General features: G+C 64.6%; 13 protein-coding genes. 3 read left to right on the forward strand and 10 right to left on the reverse strand.

Translation table 11 applies throughout. From position 1 onward, the window contains the following. Positions 1-110 precede the first annotated feature (110 nt). Entirely contained in the window at positions 111-1,448 is a 1,338-nt protein-coding gene (hmgA, locus tag AC3D25_RS04315; protein ID WP_488887240.1) for a homogentisate 1,2-dioxygenase, read from the forward strand. A 131-nt stretch (positions 1,449-1,579) separates the two neighbouring features. On the opposite strand, the gene AC3D25_RS04320 is transcribed toward hmgA, so the two are convergent. Both AC3D25_RS04320 and AC3D25_RS04325 read right to left on the reverse strand, forming a co-directional pair. Further along, on the reverse strand, positions 1,580-2,743 hold the full coding sequence (locus AC3D25_RS04320) for an MFS transporter (protein WP_488887241.1): 1,164 nt from the start codon (positions 2,741-2,743) through the stop codon (positions 1,580-1,582). 7 nt (positions 2,744-2,750) lie between these two features. Further along, positions 2,751-3,923, reverse strand: coding sequence for an MFS transporter (locus tag AC3D25_RS04325; RefSeq protein WP_488887242.1), 1,173 nt, complete (start codon positions 3,921-3,923; stop codon positions 2,751-2,753). A gap of 881 nt (positions 3,924-4,804) precedes the next feature. On the opposite strand from AC3D25_RS04325, the gene AC3D25_RS04330 reads away from it, so the two are divergent. Then, a complete protein-coding gene (locus AC3D25_RS04330; RefSeq protein WP_488887243.1) occupies positions 4,805-5,236 on the forward strand; it encodes a hypothetical protein in 432 nt (143 codons plus the stop codon). Here the strand turns inward: AC3D25_RS04330 and pdeM are convergent. The 4 genes from pdeM to AC3D25_RS04350 are packed head-to-tail and all read right to left on the reverse strand — an operon-like array spanning position 5,208 to position 11,237. Beyond that, a complete protein-coding gene (gene pdeM / locus AC3D25_RS04335; RefSeq protein WP_488887244.1) occupies positions 5,208-5,915 on the reverse strand; it encodes a ligase-associated DNA damage response endonuclease PdeM in 708 nt (235 codons plus the stop codon). The two genes, AC3D25_RS04330 and pdeM, sit on opposite strands and share 29 nt — an antisense overlap. Continuing rightward, on the reverse strand, positions 5,912-8,512 hold the full coding sequence (locus AC3D25_RS04340; protein WP_488887245.1) for a ligase-associated DNA damage response DEXH box helicase: 2,601 nt from the start codon (positions 8,510-8,512) through the stop codon (positions 5,912-5,914). Before AC3D25_RS04340 ends, pdeM begins: the two co-directional genes overlap by 4 nt. Next, positions 8,509-10,182, reverse strand: coding sequence for an ATP-dependent DNA ligase (locus tag AC3D25_RS04345; RefSeq protein WP_488887246.1), 1,674 nt, complete (start codon positions 10,180-10,182; stop codon positions 8,509-8,511). The genes AC3D25_RS04340 and AC3D25_RS04345 overlap by 4 nt, the downstream gene beginning before the upstream one ends. Beyond that, positions 10,179-11,237 carry a ligase-associated DNA damage response exonuclease gene (locus tag AC3D25_RS04350; RefSeq protein WP_488887247.1) on the reverse strand — a complete coding sequence of 353 codons (1,059 nt, stop codon included), beginning with the start codon at positions 11,235-11,237 and terminating at the stop codon, positions 10,179-10,181. The genes AC3D25_RS04345 and AC3D25_RS04350 overlap by 4 nt, the downstream gene beginning before the upstream one ends. Before the next feature lie 219 nt (positions 11,238-11,456). Here AC3D25_RS04350 and AC3D25_RS04355 point away from each other — a divergent pair, with 219 nt between their 5' ends. Continuing rightward, on the forward strand, positions 11,457-11,963 hold the full coding sequence (locus AC3D25_RS04355; RefSeq protein ID WP_488887248.1) for a plasmid fertility inhibition factor family protein: 507 nt from the start codon (positions 11,457-11,459) through the stop codon (positions 11,961-11,963). 8 nt (positions 11,964-11,971) lie between these two features. Here AC3D25_RS04355 and AC3D25_RS04360 read toward each other — a convergent pair whose 3' ends face one another. The 4 genes from AC3D25_RS04360 to AC3D25_RS04375 form a co-directional block, all read right to left on the reverse strand. Next, complete coding sequence (locus AC3D25_RS04360; RefSeq protein WP_488887249.1) at positions 11,972-12,973, reverse strand: 2-hydroxyacid dehydrogenase; 1,002 nt, start codon at positions 12,971-12,973, stop codon at positions 11,972-11,974. Positions 12,974-13,007: 34 nt separating this feature from the next. Continuing rightward, complete coding sequence (locus AC3D25_RS04365; RefSeq protein WP_488887250.1) at positions 13,008-13,997, reverse strand: LysR family transcriptional regulator; 990 nt, start codon at positions 13,995-13,997, stop codon at positions 13,008-13,010. Positions 13,998-14,320: 323 nt separating this feature from the next. Next, positions 14,321-15,337, reverse strand: a complete 1,017-nt coding sequence (locus AC3D25_RS04370; protein WP_488887251.1) for a LysR family transcriptional regulator — start codon at positions 15,335-15,337, stop codon at positions 14,321-14,323. A 215-nt stretch (positions 15,338-15,552) separates the two neighbouring features. After that, positions 15,553-15,855, reverse strand: coding sequence for a hypothetical protein (locus AC3D25_RS04375; RefSeq protein ID WP_488887252.1), 303 nt, complete (start codon positions 15,853-15,855; stop codon positions 15,553-15,555). Positions 15,856-15,899: the final 44 nt, after the last annotated feature.

The following is a 15,899-nucleotide window of genomic DNA, read 5'->3' on the forward strand; positions in this document are numbered from 1 at the left end:
GCGCACCTAGGGTTTACTTTGATTATCCTATTCGTAATTGCTTTTACCATGCGGAATGACAGCGGCGTTCTCCCTGCGAGACGCGCGTGATCTTCACTTAGAGCCGACCCATGCCCTCCTTCGAAACTCATACCGATAAAAGCGGTCGCTACCAGTCGGGATTCGCTTGCGACTTCGCGACCGAGGCGCTGCCGGGCGCGCTGCCTATCGGCCGCAATTCGCCGCAGCGCGTGAGCTACGGCCTCTACGCCGAGCAACTGTCCGGCACGGCGTTCACCGCGCCGCGCGGACACAACCGGCGTTCGTGGCTATATCGGATTCGTCCGGCGGCCGTCCATTTGCCGTTCACGCTCATAACGGGCGATGCGCTCCGCGCGCGGCTTGTCGCTAATTTCGCGGATGTGCCGCCGACGCCGCCGAACCAGCTTCGCTGGGATCCGCTGCCGATGCCGTCCGAGCCGACCGATTTCATCGACGGCTGGGTGACGATGGCCGGTAACGGCGCGGCGGAAGCGATGATGGGCTGCGCGATTCATCTGTACGCGGCGAACCGGGACATGCAGGATCGCTTTTTCTACAGCGCCGACGGCGAATTGCTGATCGTGCCGCAGGAAGGGCGGCTTGTGGTGGCGACGGAAATGGGCCGGATCGAGGTCGAGCCGTTCGAGATTGCAGTGATTCCGCGCGGCGTGCGCTTTGCGGTGACGCTGCCGGACGGCGCTGCGCGCGGTTATATCTGCGAGAACTTCGGCGCGCTCTTGCGGCTGCCGGATCTCGGGCCGATCGGCTCGAACGGCCTCGCGAATCCGCGCGATTTCCTCACGCCGCACGCGGCGTATGAAGATCGCGAGGGCGACTTCGAACTCGTCGCAAAGCTGAACGGTGCGCTGTGGCGCGCGGAGATCGGCCATTCGCCGCTCGACGTGGTCGCGTGGCACGGCAACTATGCGCCGTACAAGTACGATTTGCGCTTGTTCAACGCGATCGGTTCGATCAGCTTCGACCATCCCGATCCGTCCATCTTTCTCGTGCTGCATTCGCCGAGCGACACGCCGGGCGTGGACACGATCGACTTCGTGATCTTCCCGCCGCGCTGGCTTGTCGCCGAGGATACGTTTCGCCCGCCGTGGTTTCATCGGAACGTGGCGAGCGAATTCATGGGACTGGTGCACGGCGTGTACGACGCGAAGGCCGAGGGCTTCCGGCCTGGCGGCGCGAGCCTGCACAACTGCATGTCGGGGCATGGTCCGGACGCGCAGACCTTCGAGAAAGCGTCGAACGCCGACACGTCGAAGCCCGCGAAAATCGCCGACACGATGGCGTTCATGTTCGAGACGCGCAACCTTATCAAGCCGACGCGGTTCGCGCTCGAAACCGCGCAATTGCAGGCGCATTACTTTGAATGCTGGCAGGGTCTCGCGAAGCACTTCGACCCGGCGAAACGGTAGGAGCGCTGTGAGAACCCGGGCCGCAAGAAGCCGCGCGGCAAGAAGCCAAGCAGCGAGAGCCAAGCGGCAAGAGCCAAGCAGCAAAAAGCCAAGCAGCAAAAAGCCAAGCCGCAAGAAGCCCAGCCGCTCGCTCAAGCCGTCGCGCGGCGCGTCCTCGCTTCCCAGCCCGCCGCGACGAGAAACGCCGCCGCGCTCGCCAGCAACACGGCGATCAGCGTATTCGGCCCGTTGTGCTGCATGAGCGCGCCCGCGATCAGCGGGCCGCCGAAACTCGCGATACTCCACGAAGCGCCGACAAGCGAACTCGCCGATACCAGCGCCGCGCCGCGAAACCGCTCGCCGCAGGCAACAAGAGAGAGCGTATAGATACTGCCCGCCGCCGCGCCGAGCACGTAAAGCAGCGGCCAGCACGCCCACGGCCGCGATGCCGCCCACGGCAAGAGCGGCAGCAGCGCCACCACGACGACAGCCGCGCCGACATGCACGCGCGCGCGGCCCACGCGGTCCGCGAGCCAGCCGATCGGAAATTGCATCGTCGTGTCGCCGAGGAGGAGCGCCGAGGCGAACAGCACCGCGATCTCCGGCGATACGCCGTGCGACATCGCGAAGAGCGGCATCAGCGAAAGCGCGAGCGTATCGAAGAGCGCGAAAAAGCCCGTGCCGATCACGATGGCCGGCATCAGCGGCAACACGCGACGCCAGTGGGCGTTATCGGGCTGATGCGCTTCGTGCGATTCAAGCGTGCGCGGCGTGACGCGGATCATCGCGAGCGCGGGCAGCGCGCCCAGAAAGATCGCCGCGCATAGCGCGAAGCGCACGGACCGCCACTCGCCGATCAGGCTCACCAACAGCGGCCCCGCCATCTGAAACAGCGTGAAATTCGTCGCGTAGATCGCGACGACGCGACCGCGCGTGTTGTCGTCGGCGAGCTGGTTCACCCACGCCTCGCCGATCGTGAAAAGCAGCATCAGCGCCGCGCCGCACAGAAAGCGCAGCACGGCCCAGAGCCACAGGTTCGTGGTGAGTTGCATCAGCGCGGTCGCGGCGGCCACCAAAAGTACCGAGCCGATGATGGTTTCGCGCGCGCCGAAGCGGACCGCGAGACGCGTCGCGAGCGGCACGATAGCCAGACCGCCGCCGGCCTGCATCGCCGTCATCAGGCCGACGACGTCGCTGCCGTAGCCGGCTTGCGTGAGCGCGAGCGCGGTCAGCGGCAGCGTCGCGCCGAGACCCAGCCCGACCACGGCGACGCTTAGGATCAGCGCGAGAAAATCGCGCGTGAGAACGCGTTTCATCGCGTGTTCAAACCGTCTGGCCGATACTTTCGCGACGCGCGCGGCGGTCGATCGAGGCCGACAGCCAGGTCAACCCGAATGCGGCGAGCGCGAGCAGCACGCCGATCCACGGCAGCGTCGAGAGCGACGCGCCCGCGCTGATCGCCATGCCGCCGAACCACGCGCCGGCCGCGTTGCCGAGGTTGAACGCGCCCTGATTGAGCGTCGAGGCGAGATTGGGCGCCTCGATCGCGCGATTCACAATCAGCATCTGCAGCACCGGCACGATGGCGAAGGCGAGCACGCCCCAGAGGAAAATCGTGATCATCGCGGGGATGGCGGCGTGCATCGCGGCGGCGAAAATGGTCAGAATCGCGACGATGGCGAGCAGGAACGCGAGCAGCGAGCGCAAGAGCCGCCAGTCGGCCAGCTTTCCGCCGAGCGTGCTGCCAACCGTCAGCCCGAGGCCGAACAACAGCAGTACGAGCGTGACCGAATGCGGCGAGAAACCGGTGACGTCTTCGAGTATCGGCGTGATGTAGGTGAACACGGAGAACAGGCTCGCCGATGCCAGCACGCTGATACATAGCACCATCAGCACTTGCGGATTCTTGAGCACCTTGAACTCGCGCAGGATGCTCGACTCGCCCATGTCGATATTCTTCGGCAAGCAGACCCACAGCGCGCCCGCCGCAACGAGGCCGATCAGCGTCACCACCCAGAACGTCGCGCGCCAGCCCGCCGCCTGACCGAGCGCCGTGCCGAGCGGCACGCCGAGCACGTTGGCGAGCGTGAGGCCCGTGAACATCAGCGCGATGGCTTGCGCGCGGCGGTTCGGCGCGACGAGATCGGCGGCGACCACCGAGCCGATGCCGAAGAACGCGCCGTGACAGAACGCAGTGACGACGCGCGCGGCCATCAGCACCCAGTAGCCGGGCGCGATCGCGCACAACATATTGCCGACGATAAACACGCCGATCAGGCTCATCAGCGCCGTCTTGCGCGGCATTTTCGCGGTGACGATGGCGAGGATCGGCGCGCCGATGGTCACGCCCAGCGCGTAGCCGGACACGAGCATGCCGGCGGCGGGAATCGATACAGCGAGATCGCGGGCGACATTGGGCAAGAGGCCCATGATGACGAATTCAGTCGTGCCGATGCCGAACGCCGCGATGGCGAGGGCAAGAAGGGGAAGAGGCATGGCGCTTGGGCGTGGACGGCCTCCACGCGCGTTTTCGGAGTGAACGACGCAGGCGCGAGGCAAAGGTGAAGGAGCGCATTGTACCGAACACGGGTTCGGTTGATGGGGGAAACCCCTAGCGGGGTACGTTGGATTGTTGGATTGTTGGATTGGTTACGCCGTCTGATTTTGTTGCGCTTCCTGGGAATTTGCACAGGTTTGGTCTGCTGGCGCCGCGGCCTTTGTTTGCCTGTGCTTTCTGGGAACTTGCTTTCGTGTCGGTTTATTAGCACGCCGCTATGCGCGGCAGCAGTCACTTTCTTTGCTGCTGCAAAGAAAGTAACCAAAGAAAGCAGCTAGTCCGGCTAAGTGTCCACCACGAATAACCTCGCGGATAGGCGCGCAGGCTGATTCGGCAAACTCGCAGTTATTGGTATTGGCACAGCGCCTGTCAGTTCCGTCCTTGCTGCGCTCGGACGACGGGCATATCTGAAAACCTTCGGTTGGTTGGTTGGTCGGTGTGGTTTCTTCGGTTATGCCTTACCGGCAGGCACTATGTGCCTGTCGGGATGGATGAGCGGTTCCACTCTGTTTTGTGGTGCGATGGCCGAATCGGCTTGCGTACCACTCCGGGTTACGATTCGTGGTGGACACTTAGACGGTCACGCTGCTTTCTTTGCTTACTTTCTTTGCAGCAGCAAAGAAAGTGAGTCCCGCCCCGGACAGGGGCATCGCTAATAAACGCACACGAATACAAGTTCCCAAGAAGCACGCGCAAACAGAAACAAAGCGCCAGCAAACCAGCACCGTGCAAGTTCCCAAGAAGCACGCGCAAACAAAAACCGGGCGCCAACAACCCACCCGCGCTAACGTCTACTTTCTACCTAATCTGGGGACCAGAAATGAACCAAAGACGATGGATAGCGTTGCTACTAGCGCTCTGGGCCAGCACAGCCTCGCCGCAAGGCAGCACGATTGCCCAGATCGCGACCCCCACCGGCGCGCTGCAATTCGTGCCCGAAGGCGCGGCGCTGTCGGCGCAACTCGACGGACATCCGTTCGATCGCCTCGACGCCACCCGCTTCCAGCATTTCGACGATACCGACGGCCCGCACGGCACGGTCGCGCGGATGGTCGTCAGTTCGGGCGAGGGTGTCGCGCTCTACGATTTCCGCCGCAATCCGCCCGCTGTCGCGCGCGTCGCGCAGCCATTGCGGATCGACGGTGTGTTCTGGCAGGGCGATCACGCGGTGCTGCGCACGAAAAGCGGCTGGTATCGATTCGAGCGCGGCACGCTGACGAAGCTCACTGCGTCGAAGACGACTTATCACTAATTCGAGGCCGCCGAACGCCGATCACCCGATCGCCCGCCACGACGTAAATCGCGTCGCCGCGCGCGCTTTCGTTCACTTCGTATCCGCCCGTGAACGCGCCGAACGCGGGCAGCACGCCCGACTGCACGCCGAACCGGAAGCAGGGCAAACGCGCGCGGTCGATCCGCGTCGCGACCCGATACACGGGATGCTCGTGACCCGCGAGCGCATACGCGCCCGCCACGTCCTGCGGAAAATGACACAGCGCCCAAGGCCCGAAAACGAACGGCTCCAGCACGGTTTCCACGCCGAGCGAAGCGGGTAGCGCGCCCGCGTGACGATCGTGATTGCCTTCCACCAGCACGAGCCGCAACGCTGAATGACGCGCGCGCCACGCGGCCAGCGCGTTCAAGAGTTCGTCGGCGTGCGATTCGCGCGCGTGCAGCAAATCGCCGAGAAAGACGATCGATTCGGGCCGATGCGTCGCAATGAGCGCATCGATCCGCGCCAGATTGTCGAGCGTTGCGCCCGCCGGAACCGGAATGCCGCGCGCGCGAAAGACGGCATCCTTGCCAAAATGCGCATCGGCGATAAAGAGGCTCCGGCGCAGCGGATCGAACGCCGCGCGCTCGGCGGACAGCAGCAGCGTGTGACCGTTCACGTCGATGGTCAGCGCCTCGGTGACGCGATCCACACTCATGCGCGCGCCGCCTTTTCGAGATCGGCGAGCATGCGTTCGACGCGATCGGAGAGTTTTTCCGTGCTCACCTTTTCCCGCAACCGCGCGACGATCAAGGGAAACGCGAACGGCGTCGGCTTCTTCGGATGCATGAGCGCGAGCCGGCTCGCGCTCATGCGTTCGAGCGCGGCGCGAATCCTGTCGAGTTCGAGTTCCTGCAACATCACTTCCTCTTCGGCTTGCGCGAGCAGCAGGTTGGCGCTGTCGTGTTTGCGGAAAACTTCGTAGAACAATCCGCTCGACGCCTGCAATTGCCGCGCGCTTTTCTGCTGTCCGGGATGCCCCTGAAATACGAGGCCCGATACGCGCGCAATTTCACGAAAGCGCCGCGCGGCGAGTTCGGACGAATTGAGACTCGCGAGTATGTCGTGTTCGAGATCGACCGCCGAAAAAAGCCCGTCGTCGATCAACGTCTGCCAGTCGAACGGCCGCGCGGACAACAACTCGAAGCCGTAGTCGTTCATCGAAATGGAGAACGTGCTCGGCTGGTCACGCGCGACCCGCCACGCCAAAAGCGAGCCGAGGCCGATGTGCGCCATGCGTCCCGCGAACGGATAGCAGAAGAAATGATGCCCTTCGCGCGAACGGATCGCCTCGCACACGAGCACGCCCGGCTCGGGCAGCGCGGACCACTTCGCCTGCAATTCGAGGAGCGGCCGCACGGCCTGCATCTCGGGTTCGTCGTAGACGCCTTGCACGGCGCGCGCAAGCATCATCAGCGTGGCGTCCGCGAGTTCCGACGACAGCGGCATCCGGCTGCCCGCCCATTGCGGCATCGCGCCGCGCGAAGACGTCGCGCGTTTCACGTAGGCGGTCATCTCGCGCACGCGCACGAGTTCGAGCGCGCGGCCGCCGAAGGTGAAAACGTCACCGGGTTTCAGGCGCGAGATGAACGATTCCTCCATCGCGCCGATCCGCCCGCCGGTCATGTAGGCGACGTTGATGGTCGCGTTGGCGACGATGGTGCCGACATTGTTCCGGTGCCGCCGGATCAGGTCCTCGCGCGGCACGCGATACACGCCGTCCGAATCGCGCACCACGCGATGAAAGTCAGGATACGCGGCGAGCGACGCGCCGCCGCGTTCGACGAACGCGAGCGCCCAGTCGAACTCGGCGCGCGTGAGATCGCGATACGCGTGGGCGCTGCGCACTTCGTCGAAGAGTTGTTCGGGCGTGAAGCCGCCGCCTATCGCGATGGTGACGAGATGCTGCACGAGCACGTCGAGCGGCTTGTACGGCATCTCGCGCCCTTCGATCCGCCGTTCCTCGACCGCCCAGCGCGCGGCCGCCGCTTCGACCAGTTCGAGCGCGTGCGTCGGCACGAGCGTCACGCGCGATGCACGGCCCGGCGCGTGGCCGGATCGCCCGGCGCGCTGCATCAGCCGCGCGACGCCCTTCGGCGAGCCGATCTGAAAGACGCGTTCGACCGGCAGGAAATCGACGCCGAGGTCGAGACTCGATGTACACACGACTACCTTCAACTGACCGTTCTTAAGGCCCAGTTCGACCCATTCGCGCACTTCGTGGTCGAGCGAGCCGTGATGCAGCGCGATCAGGCCGGCCCATTCCGGGCGCAATTCGAGCAGCGCGCGATACCAGATTTCCGATTGCGAGCGCGTGTTGGTAAAGACGAGCGAACTGCGCGCCCGGTCGATTTCATCGGCGACCGGCCCGACTTGCCGCACGCCGAGATGGCCGCCCCACGGAAAGCGCTCGATGGTGTCGGGAATCAAGGTATCGACGATCAGCGTTTTCGGCTGCGCGCCGCGCACCGTCGCGCGCGGTGGGGTTTTGCCGGCGACGGCGGCGAGCAGCGCGTCGTGCGCGACGGGCAAGTTGCCGAGCGTCGCCGATAAACCCCACACCTGCACGCCCGGCAGCCAGTGCGCGAGGCGCGCGAGCGCGAGTTGCGTCTGCGTGCCGCGCTTGTTGCCGAGCAGTTCATGCCACTCATCCACGACGACCAGCCGCACCTTCGACAACTCTTCCTGCGCGTTGGCGCGCGTGAGCATCAGCGTGAAGCTTTCGGGCGTGGTGACGAGCGCGGACGGCATGCGGCGGTTCTGGCGCGCGCGTTCGCCCGACGGTGTGTCGCCGGTGCGCAGGCCGATGGTCCACGGCACCGCGAGTTCGGTGACGGCGGTTTGCAGGGCGCGTGCGGTATCGGCGGCGAGCGCGCGCATCGGCGTGATCCAGAGCACCGTGAGCGGCGCGGGCGTGGTGCTTCTCGCGGATCGACCGAACGCCGCCAGCGCGCCGAGCCATACCGCCCACGTTTTGCCTGCGCCGGTCGTGGCATGCAGCAGGCCGCTCGCGCCCGTTGCAATCTCCCGCCAGACCTCGCGCTGGAACGGAAAGGGCTGCCAGCCGTGCGCGTCGAACCACGCGGCGAGCCGCGTTTCGAACGGCACGTCGGGTTCGGTGCGATCCGGGTCGAACGCAAGCGGTTCCGGCTGGAACAATTCGGCGCGCGCATCGGCTTTTGCCTGCGCGGCGCGCGTTTTCGGAACGCGGCGCGGCCGCGGCGCGCGTCGACGTCCTTCGGCGGGCGCGTTCACGGCGCGGCTCCGTCTAGAAAACCCTTGAGCATGGCGAGCGTATCGGCGTCGTCGATTTGTTTGTCGGTGCGCCAACGCAGCATGCGCGGGAAGCGCACCGCGATGCCCGATTTATGGCGCGGACTCGCCTGAATGCCCTCGAAACCGATCTCGAACACGAGCGTCGGCGTGACGCTGCGCACCGGGCCGAATTTTTCCACCGTCGTCTTGCGGACGATCGCATCGACCTTGCGCATTTCCTCGTCGGTGAGGCCCGAGTACGCCTTGGCGAACGGCACCAGCGTGCGCACACCGTCCGCTTCATCCCAGACGGCAAAGGTGAAATCCGTGTAGAGGCTCGCGCGCCGGCCGTGTCCGCGCTGCGCGTAGAGCAGCACGGCGTCGATGGCGTACGGCTCGACCTTCCACTTCCACCACGTGCCCGATGCCTTGGTGCGGCCGACGCCGTACATCGAATCGCGGCCCTTCAGCATCAATCCTTCGACACCGCGCGCCCGGCTTTCCTCGCGCAGTGTGGCGAGCGCGTTCCAGTCGCTCGCGCTCACTTGCGGCGACACGCGAAGCAAATCGACGGCGAGCGTTTCGGCGAGACTCGCCGCCAGCGTGTCGAGGCGCGCGCGGCGATCGACCAGCGGCGTCGTGCGCAAGTCGCGTCCATCGGCTTCGAGCAGATCGTAGGCGAGGAACGCGGCGGGCGAATCGGCGAGCACCTTCTTGCCGAGCGTCTTGCGTGTGATGCGCGGCTGAAGGCGCGCGAACGGCAGCGGCGCGGGCGCGCCCGGTTCCCAGGCCAGAATCTCGCCGTCGATCACCGTGCCGTCCGCCAGCGCCGCGCCGAGCGAGGCGAGTTCGGGAAAGCGCTCGGTAATCAGGTCCTCGCCGCGCGACCAGAGCCACACGCGGCCGCCGCGCTTCACCAGTTGCGCGCGAATGCCGTCCCACTTCCACTCGATCACCCATTCCGACGGCGCGCCGAGCGTCGCCGGATCGGCTTGCAGCGGATGCGCGAGAAAGAACGGATAGGGCAGGCCGAGATCGCTTTCGTGCGGCGCATTTTCGTTGGCGTCGCCGCCGGACGATTCGGGCGCGATCAGCCGCAGATAACGCGCCGCGCCCGGCGGCTGACGCGAATCGGTCCAGCCGACCATCCGTTGCGCGATCCGCTTGTGATCGACGCCCGCGACTTCCGCGAGCGCCCGCACCACGAGTTGCCGCGCCACGCCCACTCTGAATCCGCCGCCGATCAGCTTGGTGAGCAGAAACCGCTCGCTCCAGTTCAGTTCGTCCCAGTAACCGGTCAGCCGTTCGCGGAGTTCGGCGGGATCGGCGCCGCGCAGCGTCAGCACGCGTTCCTCGATCCACTGCGCGAGGCCGAGCTCCGACTCGCGCAGCGCGGGCGGCAGGATATGCGCGATGGTTTCGGCGAGATCGCCGACCGCCTGATACGACTCGTCGAAGAGCCATTCGGGCAAGCCCGCGCGCTCGCGGGCGAGTTCGGTCAGTACGCGCGTCGGCACCGACTGGCGCGGCTTGCCGCCCGCGAGGAAATACGACGCCCACGCGGCGTCTTCCGGCTCGGCGGCGGCGAAATAGGCGCTCAGGGCGTCGAGTTTGTCCTTCGTCGACGTGGTCGCATCGAGGGCGGCGTACAGCGCGGCGAAGCGTCTCATGGGTTATCCGCAGTGACGGACTCCGGCGCTGCGGCCGCTTCGGCATCGGCTTCGATGCGATCGTCGCCGTATTCGGTTTCGAACGCGCCCGCGTCGAGTCCTTGCTCGCGCAGCCACCGCACCATCGGTTCGATCTGGCCGTGCGTGACGATCACCCGTTCCGCGCCGGTCGCGCCGATCGCCGTCTGCAGGCCGGGCCAGTCGGCGTGATCGGACAGCACGAAGCCGCGATCCAGCCCGCGACGCCGCCGTGTGCCGCGCAGGCGCATCCAGCCCGACGCGAACGCGTCGCTGTAGTCGCCGAAGCGGCGCATCCACGCGCTCCCTTGCGCCGACGGCGGAGCGACGATCAGCGCGCCTTTGAACGCGGCCTTGTCGCGCGGGGCGATATCGGCGACCGGCCGCGTCGCCGGCAGTGCGACGCCCGCTTCCCGGTAGGCGCGGTTCAGCGGCTCGACCGCGCCGTGGCAGAAGATCGGGCCGATGGCCGCATCGACGCCCGCCAGAAGACGCTGCGCCTTGCCGAACGAATAGCAGAACAGCACCGATGCGCGGCCTTCCGAAGCGTTATGACGCCACCACGAATCGACGCCGTCGAAGACTTCTTGCGACGGCTCCCAGCGATAAATCGGCAGGCCGAACGTGGATTCGGTGATGAACGTGTCGCAGCGAACCGGTTCGAACGGCGCGCAGGTCGGGTCCGGCTCGACCTTGTAGTCGCCCGACGCGACCCACACGCGCCCGCCGTGTTCCACGCGAACCTGCGCGGAACCGAGCACATGTCCTGCCGGATGCAGCGAGACCGTGACGCCGTTGATGACGAGCCGCTCGCCATACGGCGCGCATTGCAGATCGATGCCCGGCAGCCGCGACAGCAGCACGCCCGCGCCCGGTTCGGCGGCCAGATAATGCCGATGCCCGAAGCGCGCGTGATCCGCGTGCGCGTGCGTGATGACGGCTTTGTCGACCGGACGCCACGGGTCGATATAAAAATCGCCGGGCGGGCAATAAAGGCCTTCTGGCCGTGCGATGATCAGGTCTGCGGGCGCGTTCAACCTGCCTCCGGCTTGAGTTTTCAGCGACGGTTCCAGGACGTCTCCCGCAGGGGTTTGCGACGCCATTGAAACCGACATGGACGCGTTTCTGACAGCACGCGCCATGCCCGTCACGGCGGTATGTCGGCGGGTTCACCGGGGTGTCACAAATCATCCGTAGCGTGTAAAGGTTTTGTCCCAGAGTACGTGCGCGAACGCGCGCGTGAGCGTGTAGATCCCATGCCAAACGAAGGTTCGATGGTTGCGCCCCCCACGGCCGAAACGGTGTGGATCGTGCGCCTGCAAGGCCATCCGCTATATGACTTCGTGCGCCTGAAGCGCATTTTCAGCGAATGCGGTTCGCGTCATCAGGTCGTGCTCGTCGATGTGCGGCGCCTGTTGGCGTGCGCCGACCGCGACAACACGGATTACGTGCTCAAACCGGTAGACGACTGGCACTCGGGCAAGGTGAAAGGCATCCGCGAATTTCTCGATCCCGACAACCCGCGCGTCCCCGAAATGCCTTACGTCACCATTACCGTGCGGCGCTCGGGCGGTTTGCTCGGCTTGCTCGGCATGCATCGGGAGGGTGTGGTGTCGTTTCGCAACGGCCAGCACCGCGCGCGCTATCTGGCTTACGCGGGCGCGTCTTGCGTGCCGGTGGAAGTTCACGAGCGCGAGGCCGACCTGCTGCGCGCGCTGTGCGCCGCACCCGTCGACAGTCCCGACGAATATGGCGAGACCTGAACGGCTCGCTACGGCGTTTCGACCACGTTCCTCGGCGTGCCTTCCGCCCACGCTTTCAAATTGCCGAGCGTCGTCGTGGCGATTTCGATCAGCGCCTCGCGCGTGAAAAACGCCTGATGCGCGGTAATCAGCACGTTCGGAAAGCTCAGGAGACGCGCGAGCACGTCGTCTTGCAATAGCTGATTCGAGTGATCCTCGAAGAACAGGCCGCCTTCTTCTTCGTACACATCGAGGCCCAGATGCCCGAGCTGGCCGCTTTTTAACGCGCCGATCAGCGCGTTGCTTTCCACCAGCCCGCCACGTCCCGTGTTGATGAGCATTGCGCCGCGCTTCATCTTGCCGAGCGCGGTCTCGTCGATCAGGTGATACGTCGAAGGCAGCAGCGGACAGTGCAGGCTCACCACGTCCGATTGCGCGAGCAGCGTGTCGAGCGGCACGTATTGCGCGCCGCGCGCGATCAAATCCTCAGCATGCGGACCCGGATCGTAGGCGAGCAGTTTCATGCCGATACCCGCCATGATCGCGCCGAAAACCCGTCCGATCACGCCCGTGCCGATCACCCCGACCGTCTTGCCGTGCAGGTCGAAGCCGAGCAGGCCGTTCAGCGAAAAATCGCGGTCGCGCGTTCGCGCATAGGCGCGGTGCAGATTGCGGTTGAGCGTGAGGATCATGCCCGCGGCGTGCTCGGCCACGGCGTGCGGTGAATAGGCCGGCACGCGCACGACGGCGATGCCGAGGCGCTTCGCCGCCGCCAGATCGACGTGATTGAAGCCTGCCGAACGCAGCGCGATGAGCCGCGTGCCGCCTGCATGGAGTTTGTTCAGCACGGCTTCGTCGATGGAGTCGTTCACGAACGGGCAGACCGCCTCGAAGCCTTGCGCGAGCACGGCGGTTTGCGCATCGAGGTGGGATTCCTGGAACTGCAGGTCGTACCCGTAGGCCGCGTTTGCTTCGATGAATGTGTCGCTGTCGTATTGACGGCTGCTGAACAGGATCATTCGGCTCGGCATGGCAGCTCCCGGAAATGGGGCGTCGATGGTGTCCTCAGTACGCCCCGTTCGACACCGCCGCGTGCACGTAGATCGGTGGCGGCGGTTGTTCTGCGGCGGCGCTGGCTTCCGGCGCGGCGCTCGCGCCCGAAGCCATCTTCTCCAGAGTGTAATCGATGAAACAACGCGTTTTCGCGGGCAGATACTGCCGGCCCGGATAAACGATGGAGACCTTCACGTCGGGGTCGTCGATTGTGTGTTGCGGCAAGACGCGCTCCAGTTTGCCGTTCGCGAGGTCGTCGGCCACGAGCGCATGCGGCAGCACGGCGAAACCCATGCCCGAAAGCACCGCCTGGCGCACCATCAGCGCGCTGTTGACCGCGTAGACCGGCACGAGCGTGACCGCTTCGGCGGTCTCGCCGGGCGCGCGGAAATGCCATGTCGCGCTGCGCATGTCCACCGGCAACGCGATCGACGCGTGCGCCAGAAGATCGCGCGGCGTCTGCGGCGTGCCGCGCGCGGCGAGATAGCCGGGCGCGGCCACCGCGACGAACGTGTCGCTTGCAATCGGACGTTCGACGAGATCGAGGCTCGTCACCATGAACGGCGTGACGATGCCCACGTCGAAGCCGTCTTCGATCAGATCGACACGATGCTCGGCGAGCGTGAGACGCACGGTGATCTTCGGGTATTTGCGCCGGAATCCTTCCAGGAGCGGCGTCAGCGTGAGCAGCGAAAGCGCGCCGGAGGCGACCACGCGGAGCGTGCCGTTCGGCTCGCCTTCGCCGCTTTCGACGGTCGATTCGAGGTGATCGAGTTCCTCGATCAATGCGCGGCAGCCTTCCAGATAATGCGCGCCGGCTTCGGTGAGCGAGAGATTGCGCGTGGTGCGGTTGATAAGCCGCGTCTGCAAATGCGATTCGAGCATCGCGATGGAGCGCGTGACGAACGCGTTGGAGACATCCAGTTGCTGCGCGGCGCGCCGGAAACTTTCCGAATCGACCACGCGGACGAACACGCGCATGGCGTCGAGCTGATTCATCATCGCGGAACCTCTCTTCGATCTCTTTTTAGAAGGGGCGACACCGCATCGGAGCGGGATGCGCCGGCACGAACGCGGAAATTCGATAAAGGCCGGCGCGGGCGGTGCGCCGGCTGGTGTGATAGCCGCAGTGATGCCGCTAGGCCACGGCCGAAAAAGACGGGCGTGCGTCATGGTCCGCGATGGCGGCGCAACGCTGCATGTCGGAAGAAAGGCGTCTATTTCTTATGGACAAAGTGTAGGCAAAAATTACGGGAATTTCCAATCCCCAGTTGAGAAAAAGCTGCCAGTTTCGTCAGGAAAGCTGACAGCTTTGCCCGTTCGCCTCAATTCGTGGCGGCGGCCGTGGCGGTCGCGGCCACGGGACCCGGATGAGCGTGCGTGAGCGGCCTGAAGGGCGGCAGCCGCGCAATGATCGAATCCGGGTTCGGCGTGCCGACCGCACCGTCCGGTTCCATCGTGGCGATGGTGTAGTCGATGAACGCGCGCGTTTTCGAGGGTAGATACTGGCGCCCCGGATAGACGATCGAGATCTTTACGTCGGGGTCGTCGATATCGTAGTCGGGAATCACGCGCACCAGCTTGCCCTCCGCGATATCGCCGGCCACCAGGGCTTCCGGCAGGATCGCGAAACCCATGTGCGCGAGCGTCGCGAGCCGCACCATCAGCGCGCTGTTCACGCTATACGATGGCGTAAACGTCACCTGCTCGGCGCTGCCGTGGCGCGGCGCGAAGTGCCACGTCGCGCTGCGCATTTCGCTCGGCAACGCGAGAAATGCGTGGCTGAGCAGGTCTTGCGGCGTGGCGGGCGTTCCGTGTTCGGCGAGATAGGCAGGCGTCGCCACCGGCACGAACGCGCTTTTCGCCACCGGCCGCTCGACCAGCGCCGTGCTCGACACCATGAAAGCCGTCACGATCCCCACGTCGAAACCATCCTCGACCAGATCGACATGGCGTTCCGCGAGCGTCAGGCGCACGTTCACTTTCGGATATTTCTTGCGGAATCCGTCGATCAGGGGCGTCAGCGACACCAGCGAAAGCGCACCCGACGCGACCACGCGCAAGGTCCCGCTCGGCTCGCCCTCGGTATGCGTGACGGTGGTTTCAAGATGGTCGAGTTCTTCCAGCAGTGCCCGGCAGCCTTCCAGATAACGCGTTCCCGCTTCCGTCAGCGACAGATTACGGGTGGTCCGGTTAATCAGGCGAGTGTGAAGATGCGCTTCAAGCATTGCAATGGAACGGGTAACGAGCGCATTCGAAACATCGAGTTGCTGGGCCGCGCGTCTGAAGCTCTCCGTTTCAGACACGCGCACGAATACGCGCATTGCATGAATCTGGTTCATCGTTGTGTCCCTCGTATCAAAGCCGCTATGTCGATGCTTTACACGCTGGCGCGATTGCATCCGTTTTGAGATGGCCTGGGAAATAATATTGACACCCGCCACGAATTACAATATTTAAATAAATTCGGAAGGAAATTCCGCGTTGTTTTTAGCCTCGGAACTGCTGTCGCGACACCGCAGGATTTATTTTCATTCGGCTGTCATGCGCATGAATACTAATGCGACGCGGCATTTTCTGGTATTGAGCAATGAATCGCGATTACTGCGGCGACGCGATGCAAGGCAGGAAAACAAAGCGGGAAAGCGAGCAGGTAGCGCGCAGGTAGCGAGCAGGTAGCGAGCAGGCAGCCGTCAGCAAAGCGCAGCGCGGGGTAAAAGCTTTGCTTGCCATACGTGCTGGAAGCGAGGCGATTCGGGAGGTTGCTTTTCTTCATATGAATGTAAAAGCGCCAAGCGTTCGACCTCACCACATTTTTAGAACGTTCATACGTTTTTTTCACTGTATTTTTATTCACCATTTTTGGGATATGCAACCGTCTTTATTCGTTAATTAGTTCATTCG

It is taken from the genome of Caballeronia sp. SL1002, from assembly GCF_057814995.1.

What these genes read in the sequence shown, in the direction of transcription:
- hmgA (WP_488887240.1), top strand. Translation starts at nt 111, where the DNA reads ATGCCCTCCTTCGAAACTCATACCGATAAAAGCGGTCGCTACCAGTCG.
- AC3D25_RS04320 (WP_488887241.1), bottom strand. Translation starts at nt 2,743, where the DNA reads ATGAAACGCGTTCTCACGCGCGATTTTCTCGCGCTGATCCTAAGCGTC.
- AC3D25_RS04325 (WP_488887242.1), bottom strand. Translation starts at nt 3,923, where the DNA reads ATGCCTCTTCCCCTTCTTGCCCTCGCCATCGCGGCGTTCGGCATCGGC.
- AC3D25_RS04330 (WP_488887243.1), top strand. Translation starts at nt 4,805, where the DNA reads ATGAACCAAAGACGATGGATAGCGTTGCTACTAGCGCTCTGGGCCAGC.
- pdeM (WP_488887244.1), bottom strand. Translation starts at nt 5,915, where the DNA reads ATGAGTGTGGATCGCGTCACCGAGGCGCTGACCATCGACGTGAACGGT.
- AC3D25_RS04345 (WP_488887246.1), bottom strand. Translation starts at nt 10,182, where the DNA reads ATGAGACGCTTCGCCGCGCTGTACGCCGCCCTCGATGCGACCACGTCG.
- AC3D25_RS04355 (WP_488887248.1), top strand. Translation starts at nt 11,457, where the DNA reads ATGCCAAACGAAGGTTCGATGGTTGCGCCCCCCACGGCCGAAACGGTG.
- AC3D25_RS04360 (WP_488887249.1), bottom strand. Translation starts at nt 12,973, where the DNA reads ATGCCGAGCCGAATGATCCTGTTCAGCAGCCGTCAATACGACAGCGAC.
- AC3D25_RS04365 (WP_488887250.1), bottom strand. Translation starts at nt 13,997, where the DNA reads ATGATGAATCAGCTCGACGCCATGCGCGTGTTCGTCCGCGTGGTCGAT.
- AC3D25_RS04370 (WP_488887251.1), bottom strand. Translation starts at nt 15,337, where the DNA reads ATGAACCAGATTCATGCAATGCGCGTATTCGTGCGCGTGTCTGAAACG.
- AC3D25_RS04375 (WP_488887252.1), bottom strand. Translation starts at nt 15,855, where the DNA reads ATGGTGAATAAAAATACAGTGAAAAAAACGTATGAACGTTCTAAAAAT.